11 protein-coding genes, 1 tRNA gene and 1 pseudogene are annotated in these 15390 nt (G+C 60.7%); all 13 read right to left on the bottom strand.

All coding sequences use genetic code 11. The features are described 5' to 3' along the window. Positions 1–74 (bottom strand): annotated as a pseudogene (locus P3W75_RS25650) (GTP-binding protein); the annotation flags it as partial. Between the two features lie 28 nt (positions 75–102). Then, positions 103–2238: an elongation factor G gene (gene fusA, locus P3W75_RS25645; RefSeq protein ID WP_276230129.1), complete on the bottom strand. Its 2136-nt coding sequence runs from the start codon at positions 2236–2238 to the stop codon at positions 103–105. A 30-nt stretch (positions 2239–2268) separates the two neighbouring features. After that, positions 2269–2739, bottom strand: a complete 471-nt coding sequence (gene rpsG / locus P3W75_RS25640) for a 30S ribosomal protein S7 (RefSeq protein ID WP_276230128.1) — start codon at positions 2737–2739, stop codon at positions 2269–2271. Positions 2740–2827: 88 nt separating this feature from the next. Next, positions 2828–3199 carry a 30S ribosomal protein S12 gene (rpsL, locus tag P3W75_RS25635; protein ID WP_009617130.1) on the bottom strand — a complete coding sequence of 124 codons (372 nt, stop codon included), beginning with the start codon at positions 3197–3199 and terminating at the stop codon, positions 2828–2830. A 150-nt stretch (positions 3200–3349) separates the two neighbouring features. Beyond that, positions 3350–7549, bottom strand: a complete 4200-nt coding sequence (rpoC, locus tag P3W75_RS25630; protein ID WP_276230127.1) for a DNA-directed RNA polymerase subunit beta' — start codon at positions 7547–7549, stop codon at positions 3350–3352. 62 nt (positions 7550–7611) lie between these two features. Next, on the bottom strand, positions 7612–11685 hold the full coding sequence (gene rpoB / locus P3W75_RS25625) for a DNA-directed RNA polymerase subunit beta (protein ID WP_276230126.1): 4074 nt from the start codon (positions 11683–11685) through the stop codon (positions 7612–7614). A 220-nt stretch (positions 11686–11905) separates the two neighbouring features. Then, positions 11906–12274: a 50S ribosomal protein L7/L12 gene (rplL, locus tag P3W75_RS25620; RefSeq protein WP_276230125.1), complete on the bottom strand. Its 369-nt coding sequence runs from the start codon at positions 12272–12274 to the stop codon at positions 11906–11908. A 75-nt stretch (positions 12275–12349) separates the two neighbouring features. Next, on the bottom strand, positions 12350–12850 hold the full coding sequence (rplJ, locus tag P3W75_RS25615; RefSeq protein ID WP_276230124.1) for a 50S ribosomal protein L10: 501 nt from the start codon (positions 12848–12850) through the stop codon (positions 12350–12352). A gap of 205 nt (positions 12851–13055) precedes the next feature. After that, entirely contained in the window at positions 13056–13751 is a 696-nt protein-coding gene (rplA, locus tag P3W75_RS25610) for a 50S ribosomal protein L1 (protein ID WP_276230123.1), read from the bottom strand. Beyond that, on the bottom strand, positions 13751–14182 hold the full coding sequence (gene rplK, locus P3W75_RS25605) for a 50S ribosomal protein L11 (RefSeq protein ID WP_276230122.1): 432 nt from the start codon (positions 14180–14182) through the stop codon (positions 13751–13753). Before rplK ends, rplA begins: the two co-directional genes overlap by 1 nt. Positions 14183–14300: 118 nt before the next feature. Further along, positions 14301–14834, bottom strand: coding sequence for a transcription termination/antitermination protein NusG (nusG, locus tag P3W75_RS25600; protein ID WP_074986525.1), 534 nt, complete (start codon positions 14832–14834; stop codon positions 14301–14303). A gap of 9 nt (positions 14835–14843) precedes the next feature. Continuing rightward, a complete protein-coding gene (gene secE / locus P3W75_RS25595) occupies positions 14844–15212 on the bottom strand; it encodes a preprotein translocase subunit SecE (RefSeq protein WP_276230121.1) in 369 nt (122 codons plus the stop codon). A 46-nt stretch (positions 15213–15258) separates the two neighbouring features. Continuing rightward, positions 15259–15334 (bottom strand) — tRNA-Trp (locus P3W75_RS25590). Positions 15335–15390: the final 56 nt, after the last annotated feature.

The raw sequence follows: 15390 nt of genomic DNA, 5'->3' as shown, positions 1-15390 counted from the left end.
TTGCCGTGGTCAACGTGACCGATGGTGCCGACGTTGACGTGCGGTTTGTTACGTTCAAATTTTTCTTTAGCCACGAGAGTAACCTCTACTAAAAGAGCTGAATCAAGCTTGTTTTTTAGCCAGCGCTTCGACGACGTTCGACGGAGCTTCGGCGTACTTGGAGAATTCCATGGAGTAGCTCGCGCGACCCTGGGACATGGAACGCACGTCGGTTGCGTAACCGAACATCTCGCCCAGCGGAACCTCGGCACGGATAACCTTACCGGAAACCGAGTCTTCCATCCCCTGAATCAGACCACGACGACGGTTCAGGTCACCCATCACGTCGCCCATGTAATCCTCAGGAGTCACCACTTCTACCTTCATGATCGGCTCGAGCACCTTGCCGCCGCCCTTCTGGGCCAGCTGCTTGGTCGCCATGGAAGCAGCGATCTTGAACGCCATCTCGTTGGAGTCGACGTCGTGGTAGGAGCCATCGAACACGGTAGCCTTCAGGCCGATGAGCGGATAACCGGCAACGACGCCGTTCTTCATCTGCTCTTCGATGCCCTTCTGGATCGCCGGGATGTATTCCTTCGGAACCACACCACCCACGACTTCGTTGGTGAACACCAGACCTTCGGTGATGTTGCCCTTTTCGTCCACGTCCGGAGCCGAGAAGCGGATCCAGCAGTGACCGAACTGACCACGACCACCGGACTGGCGAACGAACTTGCCTTCGATCTCGATGTTGTCCTTCGAGATGGTTTCGCGGTACGAAACCTGCGGCTTGCCGATGTTCGCTTCGACGCCGAACTCGCGCTTCATGCGGTCGACGAGGATGTCCAGGTGCAGCTCACCCATACCGGAGATGATGGTCTGGCCGGTTTCTTCGTCGGTCTTGACGCGGAACGACGGGTCTTCCTGGGCCAGCTTGCCCAGAGCGATACCCATCTTTTCCTGGTCAGCCTTGGTCTTCGGCTCAACAGCTACCGAGATTACCGGCTCCGGGAAGTCCATGCGCTCGAGGATGATCGGCTTCTCGATGTCGCACAGGGTGTCACCGGTGGTGACGTCCTTCATGCCGATCAGAGCCGCGATGTCGCCAGCGCGCACTTCTTTGATCTCGTCACGCTGGTTGGCGTGCATCTGCACCATACGACCAACGCGCTCTTTCTTGCCTTTCACGGAGTTGATAACGGAGTTACCGGACTCCAGAACGCCCGAGTAGACGCGAACGAAGGTCAGAGTACCTACGAACGGGTCGGTGGCGATCTTGAATGCCAGAGCCGAGAACGGAGCATTGTCGTCAGCCGGACGATCGTCTTTCGGAGCGTCGTCGCCGTCGTCAATGTGATCCGGGTGGATACCCTGGATGGCAGGGATCTCGGTCGGAGCCGGCAGGAAGTCGATCACGGCGTCGAGAACCAGGGGCACGCCCTTGTTCTTGAAGGAGGAGCCGCAGACAGCCGGTACGATTTCGCAGGCGATAGTACGCAGACGCAGGCCAGCCTTGATCTCTTCGATCGACAGCTCACCCTCTTCCAGGTACTTGTTCATCAGCTCTTCGTTGGCTTCGGCAGCGGCCTCGACCATGTTGCTGCGCCACTCGTTGGCCAGGTCAACCAGCTCGGCGGGAATTTCTTCCTCGCGGTAGGAGGTGCCCTTGTCGTCTTCGTTCCAGTAGATGGCCTTCATCTTCATCAGGTCGATCTGACCCTGGAAGTCATCTTCCGCACCGATGGCCAGCTGAACCGGAACCGGGGTGTGACCCAGGCGGTTCTTGATCTGACCTACGACGCGCAGGAAGTTGGCGCCGGCGCGGTCCATCTTGTTCACGTAGACGATACGCGGAACGCCGTACTTGTTGGCCTGACGCCATACGGTTTCGGACTGCGGCTCAACGCCGGAGGTGCCGCAGAACACCACGACAGCGCCGTCCAGTACGCGCAGGGAGCGCTCAACTTCAATGGTGAAGTCTACGTGGCCGGGGGTGTCGATGACGTTTACGCGGTACTTGTCGTACTGGCCGCGCGAACCTTCCCAGAAGGTCGTGATCGCAGCGGAGGTGATGGTGATACCACGCTCCTGCTCCTGCACCATCCAGTCGGTGGTAGCAGCGCCGTCGTGCACCTCACCCATCTTGTGGCTGAGACCTGTGTAGAACAGGATCCGCTCGGTAGTGGTGGTCTTGCCCGCGTCAACGTGGGCGCAGATACCAATGTTCCGGTAGCGGTTAATTGCTGTAGTACGAGCCATAAAGCCCTCGCAAAGAAATAGAAGCCGCGATTAGAAGCGGTAGTGGGAGAAGGCCTTGTTGGCCTCAGCCATACGGTGCACGTCTTCACGCTTCTTGACGGCGGCGCCTTTGCCTTCAGCAGCATCCAGCAGTTCACCAGCCAGGCGCAGGGCCATGGACTTCTCACCACGCTTGCGCGCGTAATCCACCAGCCAACGCATGGCCAGGGCATTACGGCGGGACGGGCGTACTTCGACCGGGACCTGGTAGGTAGCACCGCCGACACGGCGGGACTTCACTTCGACCAGCGGAGCGATGGCGTCGAGTGCTTTTTCGAAGATTTCCAGGGGGTCGCCTTTACCGCGCTCTTTGACCTTGTCCAGAGCACCGTAAACGATACGCTCGGCAACGGCTTTCTTGCCGCTTTCCATCACGTGGTTCATGAACTTCGCCAGAATCTGGCTTCCGTATTTCGGATCGGCCAGGATCTCACGTTTGGCCGCTACACGACGTCTTGGCATTGATAAGCCCTCAAACGGTCTTCAGGTTAGCCCGGGACTGTTACAACCCGACCTTACTCTTATCGACTCAGCAAATAGAAAAAATGGATTACTTCGGACGCTTCGCGCCGTACTTCGAACGACCCTGCTTACGGTCTTTGACACCCGAGGTGTCCAGCGAACCGCGCACGGTGTGGTAACGCACACCCGGAAGGTCTTTTACACGACCGCCACGGATCAGCACTACGCTGTGCTCTTGCAGGTTGTGACCTTCACCACCGATGTACGAAGTCACTTCGTAACCGTTGGTCAGACGTACACGGCACACCTTACGCAGTGCCGAGTTCGGCTTTTTCGGCGTGGTGGTGTATACGCGGGTGCATACGCCACGACGTTGCGGGCAGTTTTGCAGCGCCGGCACGTCGCTCTTGTCGACCATGCGCTTGCGCGGCTTACGCACCAGCTGGTTGATAGTTGCCATCTATAGCTCCACTGATTGTCTTACGACACTTAAACGAAATGGCAGAGCAAGCGCCCTGCCAATTTTCGGGGTACAAAATACTAAAGAGCTTCCAGCACCCCGTCAAGACAAAGCCCCGACTGTCAAGACAGCCGGGGCTTTTATCAAGGCTTAGTTGCCACTCAGGTTGAGCGCTTCTGCCAGTGCCGCCTCGGCTTCGCTCGCGCTCACGCGCTGCGGTTTGCCGAGGTCGCGCTGACGCTTGCGCTCGCTGTGATAGGCAAGGCCGGTACCCGCCGGGATCAGTCGACCCACGACCACGTTTTCCTTCAGGCCGCGCAGGAAGTCGCGCTTGCCGGTGACCGCCGCCTCGGTGAGGACGCGGGTGGTCTCCTGGAAGGATGCCGCCGAGATGAACGACTCGGTCGACAGCGAGGCCTTGGTGATGCCCAGCAGAACACGCTCGTACTTGGCCGGGAACTTGTCCACGCCGGCCAGCACTTCGTTTTCTTCCAGCACGTGAACCAGTTCGACCTGGTCGCCCTTGATGAAGGACGAATCGCCCGACTCGGCCACTTCGACCTTGCGCAGCATCTGGCGCAGGATGGTCTCGATGTGCTTGTCGTTGATCTTCACGCCCTGCAGGCGGTAAACGTCCTGGATCTCGTTGACGATGTACTTGGCCAGCGAGCTGACGCCCAGCAGACGCAGGATGTCGTGCGGGTTGCTCGGGCCGTCGGAGATCACTTCGCCGCGGCTTACCTGTTCACCTTCGAACACGTTCAGGTGACGCCACTTCGGAATCAGCTCCTCGTACGGCTCGCTGCCGTCGGTGGGAGTGATGACCAGGCGACGCTTGCCCTTGGTTTCCTTGCCGAAGGCGATGGTGCCGCTGATTTCCGCCAGGATCGAAGGCTCTTTCGGACGACGAGCTTCGAACAGGTCGGCAACGCGCGGCAGACCACCGGTGATGTCGCGGGTCTTCGACGTTTCTTGCGGGATACGCGCGACAACGTCACCGATACGCACCTTCGCACCGTCGTTCAGGTTGACCAGCGCGTTGGCCGGCAGGAAGTACTGAGCCGGTACGTCGGTACCCGGCAGCAGCAGATCCTTGCCCGCGGCGTCGATCAGTTTCACGGCCGGACGGATGTCCTTGCCGGAAGCCGGACGGTCTTTCGGGTCCATCACTTCGATGTTGGTCAGACCGGTGAGTTCGTCGGTCTGGCGCTTGACGGTGATGTTCTCTTCCATGCCGGCGAAGGCAACGGTACCGTCCACTTCGGTGACGATCGGGTGGGTGTGCGGGTCCCACTTGGCGACGATGGCGCCCGGGTCGACCTTGTCACCTTCCTTGACCGAGATAACCGCACCGTACGGCAGCTTGTAGCGCTCGCGCTCGCGACCGAAGTCGTCGGCAACCGCCAGCTCGCCGGAACGGGAAACCGCTACCAGGGCGCCGTCGGCACGCTCCACGTGCTTCAGGTTGTGCAGGCGGATGGTACCGCCGTTCTTCACCTGGACGTTGTCCACGGCGGAGGTCCGGCTGGCCGCACCACCGATGTGGAAGGTACGCATGGTCAGCTGAGTACCCGGCTCACCGATGGACTGGGCGGCGATGACGCCGACCGCTTCACCGATGTTCACGCGGTGGCCACGGGCCAGATCGCGGCCGTAGCACATGGCGCAGATGCCATGGCGGGTTTCGCAGGTGATCGGCGAACGCACCACGACTTCGTCGACGCTCATCTGCTCGAGGAAATCGACCCACTTCTCGTCGATCAGGGTACCGGCCGGAACGATGACGTCATCGCCACCCGGCTTGAACACGTCACGCGCGATCACGCGGCCGAGCACGCGCTCGCCCAGCGGTTCGACCACGTCGCCGCCTTCGATGTGCGGGGACATGACCAGGCCGTGTTCGGTGCCGCAATCGATCTCGGTCACTACCAGGTCCTGGGCCACGTCGACGAGACGACGAGTCAGGTAACCGGAGTTCGCGGTCTTCAGTGCGGTATCCGCCAGACCCTTACGAGCACCGTGAGTGGAGATGAAGTACTGGAGTACGTTCAGGCCTTCACGGAAGTTCGCGGTAATCGGAGTCTCGATGATCGAGCCGTCCGGCTTGGCCATCAGGCCACGCATACCGGCGAGCTGACGGATCTGGGCCGCGGAACCCCGCGCACCGGAGTCCGCCATCATGTACATGGAGTTGAAGGACTCCTGGTCGACTTCCTTGCCCTCGCGATCGACGACCTTCTCTTTCGAGAGGTTGGCCATCATCGCCTTGGACACTTCGTCGTTGGCCTTGGACCACAGGTCGATCACCTTGTTGTACTTCTCGCCCTGGGTTACCAGGCCGGAGGCGTACTGGGTCTCGATCTCCTTCACTTCCTCGGTGGCGGCGTTGATGATGCGCGCCTTCTCGTCCGGGATGACGAAGTCGTTCACGCCGATCGACACACCGGAGATGGTCGAGTAGGCGAAGCCGGTGTACATCAGCTGGTCGGCGAAGATGACGGTGTCCTTCAGACCCACCACGCGGTAGCAGTGGTTGATCAGCTTGGAGATCGCCTTCTTCTTCATCGACTGGTTGACCACGTCGAACGGCAGGCCGGCGGGCACGACCTGGAACAGCAGCGCACGGCCGACGGTGGAGTCGACGATGCGGGTGTTGGCGGTCAGGGAGCCGTCTTCGTTCTTGATCTTCTCGTTGATGCGCACTTTCACGCGGGCGTGCAGGGACACCTGGCCGCTGCGGTACGCGCGGTCGACTTCCTGCAGGTCGGCGAAGGCCATGCCCTCGCCTTTCGCGTTGATGGCTTCACGGGTCATGTAGTACAGACCCATTACCACGTCCTGCGACGGCACGATGATCGGCTCGCCGTTGGCGGGCGAGAGGATGTTGTTGGTCGACATCATCAGCGCGCGCGCTTCCAGCTGGGCCTCGAGGGTCAGCGGAACGTGAACGGCCATCTGGTCACCGTCGAAGTCGGCGTTGTACGCCGCGCAGACCAGCGGGTGCAGCTGGATCGCCTTGCCTTCGATGAGCACCGGCTCGAACGCCTGGATACCCAGACGGTGCAGGGTCGGCGCACGGTTCAGCAGTACGGGGTGTTCGCGGATGACTTCGGCGAGAACGTCCCAGACCTCGGGCAGTTCGCGCTCGACCATCTTCTTCGCGGCCTTGATGGTGGTCGCCATGCCACGGGCTTCGAGCTTGCCGAAGATGAACGGCTTGAACAGCTCGAGGGCCATCTTCTTGGGCAGACCGCACTGGTGCAGGCGCAGGGTCGGGCCGACGGTGATAACCGAACGACCGGAGTAGTCCACGCGCTTGCCGAGCAGGTTCTGACGGAAGCGACCTTGCTTGCCCTTGATCATGTCGGCCAGGGACTTCAGCGGGCGCTTGTTCGAGCCGGTGATGGCGCGACCGCGACGGCCGTTGTCCAGCAGGGCGTCGACGGCCTCCTGCAGCATGCGCTTTTCGTTGCGCACGATGATGTCCGGAGCGGCCAGGTCGAGCAGGCGCTTCAGACGGTTGTTACGGTTGATCACGCGACGGTACAGATCGTTCAGATCGGAAGTCGCGAAGCGGCCGCCATCCAGCGGAACCAGCGGACGCAGGTCCGGCGGCAGCACCGGCAGGACGGTCAGCACCATCCACTCGGGATGGTTGCCGGAGCCCTGGAAGGCTTCCATCAGCTTCAGGCGCTTGGACAGCTTCTTGATCTTGGTTTCCGAGTTGGTCTGCGGAATCTCTTCGCGCAGGCGACCAGTCTCGTGCTCCAGGTCGATCTGGTTGAGCAGCTCGCGAACGGCCTCGGCGCCCATGCGCGCGTCGAAGTCGTCACCGAACTCTTCGAGGGCTTCGAAGTACTGCTCGTCGTTCAGCAGCTGGCCCTTCTCCAGGGTGGTCATGCCCGGATCGATCACCACGTAGCTCTCGAAATAGAGCACGCGCTCGATGTCACGCAGGGTCATGTCCAGCAGCAGGCCGATACGGGACGGCAGGGACTTCAGGAACCAGATGTGGGCGACCGGCGAAGCCAGCTCGATGTGACCCATGCGCTCGCGGCGCACCTTGGCCAGGGCGACTTCCACGCCGCACTTCTCGCAGATCACACCACGGTGTTTCAGGCGCTTGTACTTACCGCACAGGCACTCGTAGTCCTTCACCGGGCCGAAGATCTTGGCGCAGAACAGGCCATCGCGCTCCGGCTTGAAGGTACGGTAGTTGATGGTCTCCGGCTTTTTAACTTCGCCGAACGACCAGGAACGAATCATCTCGGGCGAGGCCAGACCAATACGGATGGCATCGAACTCCTCGATTTGACCCTGGTTTTTCAACAGATTGAGCAAGTCTTTCAAGGCCTTTCCTCCTCACGGACCCGGTGCGGCGGCTGACCGCCGCACCGTTCTATCGTCACGTGTTATTCGGTTTCCAGTTCGATATCGATGCCGAGCGAACGGATTTCTTTGATCAGCACGTTGAAGGACTCGGGCATGCCGGCCTCCATGCGGTGATCGCCATCCACGATGTTCTTGTACATCTTGGTACGGCCGTTCACGTCGTCCGACTTCACGGTCAGCATTTCCTGCAGGGTGTAGGCGGCACCGTAGGCTTCCAGCGCCCAGACCTCCATCTCCCCGAAACGCTGGCCACCGAACTGCGCCTTACCACCCAGCGGCTGCTGGGTAACCAGGCTGTAGGAGCCGGTGGAACGTGCGTGCATCTTGTCATCGACCAGGTGGTTCAGTTTGAGCATGTACATGTAACCAACGGTGGTCGTACGCTCGAACTGGTTGCCGGTGCGGCCGTCGAACAGGCGCATCTGGCCGCTTTCCGGCAGGTCGGCCAGCTTCAGCATGGCCTTGATCTCGCGCTCCTTGGCACCGTCGAATACCGGGGTAGCCATGGGCACGCCGCCCTTCAGGTTGTTGGCCAGAGCGGTGATCTCGTTATCGGAGAGCTCGTCCAGGCTTTCCTGACGGCCGCCGATCTCGTTGTAGATCTCGCCCAGGAACTTGCGCAGCTCGGCGATCTTGCGCTGCTCTTCGAGCATGCGATTGATCTTCTCGCCCAGGCCCTTGGCCGCGAGGCCCAGGTGGGTCTCGAGGATCTGACCGACGTTCATACGCGACGGTACGCCTAGCGGGTTCAGAACGATGTCCACCGGAGTGCCGTTGGCGTCGTGCGGCATGTCTTCGACCGGCATGATCACCGAGACCACACCCTTGTTACCGTGACGGCCGGCCATCTTGTCGCCCGGCTGGATGCGGCGCTTGATGGCGAGGTAGACCTTGACGATCTTCAGCACGCCCGGAGCCAGGTCGTCGCCCTGCTGCAGCTTGCGCTTCTTGTCCTCGAACTTGTCGTCGAGCATCTGACGGCGGTCGCTGAGGTAGGCCTGGGCCTTCTCCAGCTGCTCGTTCAGGGCGTCTTCGGCCATGCGCAGCTTGAACCACTGGCCGCGCTCGAGGCCTTCGAGGTACTCGTCGCTGATCTCGGTGCCTTTCTTCAGCGCCGGGCCGCCTTCGGCGACGGAGCCGACCAGGGCGGAACGCAGACGCTCGAAGGTGGCGCCTTCGACGATGCGGAACTCTTCGTTGAGGTCCTTGCGGATCTCGTCGAGCTGCATCTTCTCGATGGACAGGGCGCGGCTGTCGCGCTCCACGCCGTCGCGGGTGAAGACCTGTACGTCGATGACGGTGCCCTTGGTGCCGGTCGGCACGCGCAGGGAGGTGTCCTTAACGTCGGACGCCTTCTCACCGAAGATCGCGCGCAGCAGCTTCTCTTCCGGAGTCAGCTGGGTCTCGCCTTTCGGGGTGACCTTGCCGACCAGGATGTCGCCAGCCTGCACTTCGGCGCCGACGTAGACGATACCGGCTTCGTCCAGCTTGTTCAGCGCAGCTTCACCGACGTTCGGGATGTCCGCGGTGATTTCCTCTGGGCCGAGCTTGGTGTCGCGGGCGACGCAGGTCAGTTCCTGGATGTGGATCGTGGTGAAACGATCTTCCTGGACCACGCGCTCGGACAGGCAGATGGAGTCTTCGAAGTTGAAGCCGTTCCAGGGCATGAACGCGACGCGCATGTTCTGGCCCAGGGCCAGTTCACCCATGTCGGTGGACGGACCGTCGGCGAGGATGTCGCCGCGCGCGATCACGTCACCCTTGCTCACCAGCGGACGCTGGTTGATGCAGGTGTTCTGGTTGGAACGGGTGTATTTGGTCAGGTTGTAGATGTCCACACCGGCTTCGCCGGTCTCGACTTCGTCATCCACCACGCGAACCACGATACGGCTGGCGTCGACCGAGTCGATCACGCCGCCACGACGGGCTACCACGCAGACACCGGAGTCACGGGCGACGTTGCGCTCCATGCCGGTACCTACCAGCGGCTTGTCGGCGCGCAGGGTCGGTACAGCCTGACGCTGCATGTTCGAACCCATGAGTGCGCGGTTGGCGTCGTCGTGCTCGAGGAACGGAATCAGCGAGGCAGCGACGGAAACGACCTGCTTCGGCGAAACGTCCATGAGGGTGACGTCTTCCGGCGCCTTCACGGTGAATTCGTTCAGGTGACGTACGGCTACCAGCTCGTCGACCAGACGGCCTTTCTCGTCCAGGGTCGCGGAGGCCTGAGCGATCACGTGATCGGCCTCTTCGATGGCGGAGAGGAAGACGATGTCGTCGCTCACCAGGCCTTCCTTCACCACGCGGTACGGGCTTTCCAGGAAGCCGTACTTGTTGGTGCGGGCGTAGGTCGCCAGGGAGTTGATCAGACCGATGTTCGGACCTTCAGGGGTTTCGATCGGGCACACGCGGCCGTAGTGGGTCGGGTGTACGTCGCGAACCTCGAAGCCGGCGCGCTCACGGGTCAGACCGCCCGGGCCGAGTGCGGAAACGCGGCGCTTGTGGGTGATCTCGGAGAGCGGGTTGTTCTGGTCCATGAACTGCGAGAGCTGGCTGGAGCCGAAGAACTCCTTGATCGCGGCAGCCACCGGCTTGGCGTTGATCAGGTCCTGCGGCATCAGGCCTTCGCTTTCGGCCATCGACAGGCGTTCCTTGACCGCGCGCTCTACACGCACCAGGCCCACGCGGAACTGGTTCTCGGCCATTTCGCCGACGCAACGTACGCGGCGGTTGCCCAGGTGGTCGATGTCGTCGACGATGCCCTTGCCGTTACGGATGTCGACCAGGGTACGCAGTACGTCGACGATGTCTTCCTTGCTCAGCACGCCCGGACCTTCGATCTCGGTGCGGCCGATACGGCGGTTGAACTTCATCCGGCCTACGGCGGAGAGGTCGTAACGCTCGGCGCTGAAGAACAGGTTGCCGAACAGGGTCTCTGCGGCTTCCTTGGTCGGCGGCTCGCCGGGACGCATCATCCGGTAGATCTCGACCAGGGCTTCCAGCTGGTTGCCGGTGGAATCGATCTTCAGGGTGTCGGAGATGAACGGACCACAGTCGATGTCGTTGGTGTACAGGGTTTCCAGGCGCACGACCTGGGCCTTGGCGATCTTCGCCAGTACATCGACGGACAGCTCGGTGTTGCACTCGGCGATGATCTCGCCGGTAGCCGGGTGCACGACAACCTTGGCCACGGTACGGCCGATGAGGTAGTCGAAGGGCACTTCCAGCTCTTTGATGCCAGCCTTTTCAAGCTGGTTGATGTGGCGCGCGGTGATGCGGCGGCCCTGCTCGACGATGACCTTGCCAGCGCCATCCTTGATGTCGAAGCTGGCGATCTCGCCACGCAGACGCTGCGGCACCAGTTCCAGGTTCAGGGTTTCGCCCTTGATCTGGAACAGGTTGGTGTCATAGAAGCTGTTGAGGATTTCCTCGGTGCTGTAGCCCAGCGCGCGCAGCAGGACGGACGCCGGCAGTTTGCGGCGACGGTCGATACGGACGAACACGCAGTCCTTCGGGTCGAACTCGAAGTCCAGCCAGGAACCGCGGTAAGGAATGATGCGAGCGGAGTACAGCAGCTTGCCGGAGCTGTGGGTCTTGCCACGGTCGTGGTCGAAGAACACACCCGGGGAGCGGTGCAGCTGGGAGACGATGACGCGCTCGGTACCGTTGATGATGAAGGTACCGTTCTCGGTCATCAGGGGGATTTCCCCCATGTAGACTTCCTGTTCCTTGATGTCCTTGATCGCTTTGCTCGACGACTCTTTGTCGAAGATGATCAGGCGCACTTTCACACGCAGCGGGACGGCGAAGGTCACACCGCGCAGCACGCATTCCTTGACATCGAAGGCCGGCTCGCCGAGGCGATAGCCGACGTATTCCAGGGCAGCATTGCCGGAATAGCTGATAATCGGGAAAACGGACTTGAAGGCCGCATGCAGACCGATATCACGGATCTGATCCTTGCTTGCACCTGCCTGCAGGAATTCGCGATAGGAATCCAGCTGGATGGCCAGCAAATACGGCACATCCATGACGTCCGGCAACTTGCTAAAGTCCTTGCGGATACGTTTTTTCTCAGTGTATGAGTAAGCCATCAGCGTTCCCCAGCTTGGTCACCTGCTTGTTTGGCCTCTCCCACGGGAGCAGCCGAAAAATCGTGCAAACCTAGAGTTTGCGCCACCCCTCAGGGTGGGTTTTCACGCTACGGGCCGGCCCCCTAGGGCAGCCCGCCCATAACGGAAAAAGGCCGGTGGCAAAAGCCACCAGCCATCAGCCTGTCGCTTAACGCTCGGGCTGTAGACGCAAGGGGCGAGCTTACTTGAGCTCGACCTTGGCGCCAGCTTCTTCCAGGGCTTTCTTGGCAGCTTCGGCTTCTTCTTTCGAAGCGCCTTCCTTGACCACGCCCGGGGCGCCGTCAACGACAGCCTTGGCTTCTTTCAGGCCCAGGCCGGTCAGTTCACGAACGACCTTGATCACGTTCACTTTCTTGTCGCCAGCTTCGGCCAGGACGATGGTGAACTCGGTTTGCTCTTCGACAGCAGCAGCGGCAGCGGCCGGGCCGGCAGCAACAGCGGCAGCAGCGGTAACGCCGAACTTCTCTTCCATCGCCTTGATCAGTTCAACGATCTGCATGACGGACATTTCGGATACGGCGTTGATGATGTCTTCGTTGGTCAGAGCCATGACTCTAATTCCTGTATTGGGCGACAGCGCGTACGCCGTCTATTAAACAAAAAAGGTTGAGAACGAACGGTTGCCTTAGGCAGCGGTCGCTTCTTTCTGGTCGCGAATAGCCGCCAGGGTACGAGCCAGCTTGCTGGTGGCGCCTTGAATCACGCTCATCAGCTGTGCAACAGCTTCGTTGTAGGTCGGCAGGGTCGCCAGAACGTCGATCTGATTGGCTGCGAGGAACTGACCCTCGAACGCGGCCGCCTTGATCTCGAACTTGTCCTGACCCTTGGCAAACTCCTTGAAGATACGAGCGGCAGCGCCCGGATGTTCAGTGGAGAAAGCGATCAGGGTCGGGCCTTTGAACACGTCGCTGAGCACATCGAACTGAGTGCCTTCAACGGCGCGCTTGAGCAGGGTGTTACGCACGACTTTCACGTACACGCCAGCTTCGCGGGCCTCTTTACGGAGTCCGGTCATTGCGCCGACAGTCACGCCACGGGCATCAGCCACGACAGCGGACAGACCGGCTTTGGCAGCCTCGTTGACTTCAGCGACGATGGCCTTCTTGTCTTCGAGTTTAATTGCCACGGGTTTACTCCTGGATGTTACCGATACGTCCAGCCGGAGCCGGACGGCGTGTTGGTGTCTGATTCGGCAAACGAATCGGGAGCACCATCTGCGTAGGCTTGAGGTTTAAGGCTTGCGCCGCCTACGGTCTTGGATAGCCCCCGCCAGGCAGGGACCCCAATACCTGCGGGAGATGGGCCAGGCCCACCTCCCGACTTTGTCTTGCTTAGGCGTCCAGAGAAGCCTGATCGATCTGCAGACCCGGGCCCATGGTGGTGCTCAGGGTCACGCGCTGAACGTACACGCCTTTCGAGGAGGCGGGCTTCAGGCGCTTCAGGTCAACCAGCAGAGCTTCGACGTTCTGCTTCAGTTTGACCGGCTCGAAATCGATCTTGCCAACGGAGGCGTGGATGATGCCGTTCTTGTCGGTACGGAAGCGAACCTGACCAGCCTTGGCGTTTTTCACGGCAGTGGCTACGTCCGGGGTCACGGTACCGACTTTCGGGTTCGGCATCAGGCCGCGCGGGCCGAGAACCTGACCCAGCTGACCGACAACGCGCATCGCGTCCGGGGAGGCGATGACTACGTCGTAGTTCAGGTCACCGGCTTTCATCTCGGCAGCCAGCTCGTCCATACCGACCTTGTCGGCGCCTGCAGCCAGAGCGGCTTCGGCACCCGGGCCTTGGGTGAAGACGGCGACGCGGACGGATTTGCCAGTGCCGTTCGGCAGAACGGTGGCGCCACGTACGACCTGGTCGGATTTACGCGGATCGACGCCCAGGTTGATGGCGATGTCCACGGATTCCTTGAACTTGATGGTCGACAGCTCGGCCAGCAGTTTGGCGGCATCTTCGAAGCCGTATTGCTTGCCGGCTTCAATTTTCTCGGCGATAGCCTTTTGACGCTTGGTCACCTTAGCCATTACACACCCTCCACGTTCAGGCCCATGCTACGCGCGGAGCCGGCGATGGTACGCACGGCCGCATCCATGTCAGCGGCGGTCAGATCGGCCTGTTTGGTCTTGGCGATCTCTTCCAGCTGAGCACGGGTAACGGTGCCGACTTTCTGGCTGTTCGGACGGCTGGAACCGCTGGTGATGCCAGCAGCTTTCTTCAGCAGTACGGAGGCCGGGGTGCTCTTGGTTTCAAAGGTGAAGCTACGGTCGCTGTAAACGGTGATGATCACCGGAGTCGGCAGACCGGGCTCCATGCCCTGGGTCTTGGCGTTGAACGCCTTGCAGAACTCCATGATGTTCACGCCGTGCTGACCCAGAGCGGGACCGACCGGCGGCGACGGGTTGGCTTGGCCAGCCTTTACCTGCAGCTTGATGTAAGCCTGAATTTTCTTAGCCATTTGCTACTCCAGTTACGGGTTCGAACGCCACAAGGGCTCCCCGGTTGCTTTCGCGTTTATCCCAATGACGACAAAACCCCGCAGCCTATGGCTGCGGGGTGGGAATTGCTTATGCCAGTTAGACTTTCTCGACCTGGCTGAACTCCAGCTCCACCGGGGTGGAGCGACCGAAAATGAGCACTGCGACCTGGATCCGGCTCTTTTCGTAGTTGACCTCTTCGACCACGCCATTGAAGTCCGCGAAGGGACCATCGATGACGCGAACGGTTTCGCCCGGCTCGAAGAGCGTCTTCGGCTTGGGCTTGTCGCCGCTATCGGCGACGCGACGCAGGATGGCCTCGGCCTCCTTGTCGGTGATCGGAGCCGGCTTGTCGGCGGTACCACCGATGAAGCCCATGACGCGAGGAGTGTCCTTGACCAGGTGCCAGGTACCCTCGTTCATCTCCATCTGGACCAGCACGTAGCCGGGGAAGAACTTGCGTTCGCTCTTGCGCTTCTGGCCGTTACGCATTTCCACGACTTCTTCCGTGGGAACCAGAATCTCGCCGAAGCCATCTTCCATGCCAGCCAGTTTGACCCGCTCGATCAGCGAGCGCATGACATGCTTCTCGTAACCCGAGTAGGCATGCACAACGTACCAACGCTTAGCCACGGAACACCCTTAACCTACGATCATGGAAACAAGCCAACCCAGCAGGGAATCGAGCCCCCACAGCACCAGCGCCATTACCAGCACCACTGCGACCACGATCATGGTGGTCTGAGTCGTTTCTTGGCGAGTCGGCCATACGACCTTGCGAATCTCGGCGCGCGCCTCTTTCGCCAACGTGAAGAAAGCGCGACCCTTGACGGTCTGCAGAGCCACGAAGCCCGCAGCAGCCGCCAGAACGAGAATACCGAGCACGCGATAGAGGAGCGGCTGCGCAGAGTAATACTGGTTAGCGACGACGCCAACCACAACAACCACAGCAACCAAGAGCCATTTCAAGATATCGAAACGCGATTCTTTGGCTTCAGCCTTCGCATTCATCTGCTAGGAATCCCGTTGAAGAAGTGCCAAATTTCGTCGAGAAATTTGGCAGGCCAGGAGGGAATCGAACCCCCAACCTGCGGTTTTGGAGACCGCCGCTCTGCCAATTGAGCTACTGGCCTAGAACAAAGTCAGGCCGACCATTATGCCGGCCTGAGAGGGAAAGATCAATCGATTA

Source organism: Pseudomonas citronellolis, from assembly GCF_029335315.1.
In the GTDB taxonomy this organism is placed as follows: Bacteria; Pseudomonadota; Gammaproteobacteria; order Pseudomonadales; family Pseudomonadaceae; genus Pseudomonas; species Pseudomonas citronellolis_A.
The sequence above is the reverse complement of the archived record's forward strand: the minus strand, read 5'-3'. Positions and strand labels throughout refer to the sequence as shown.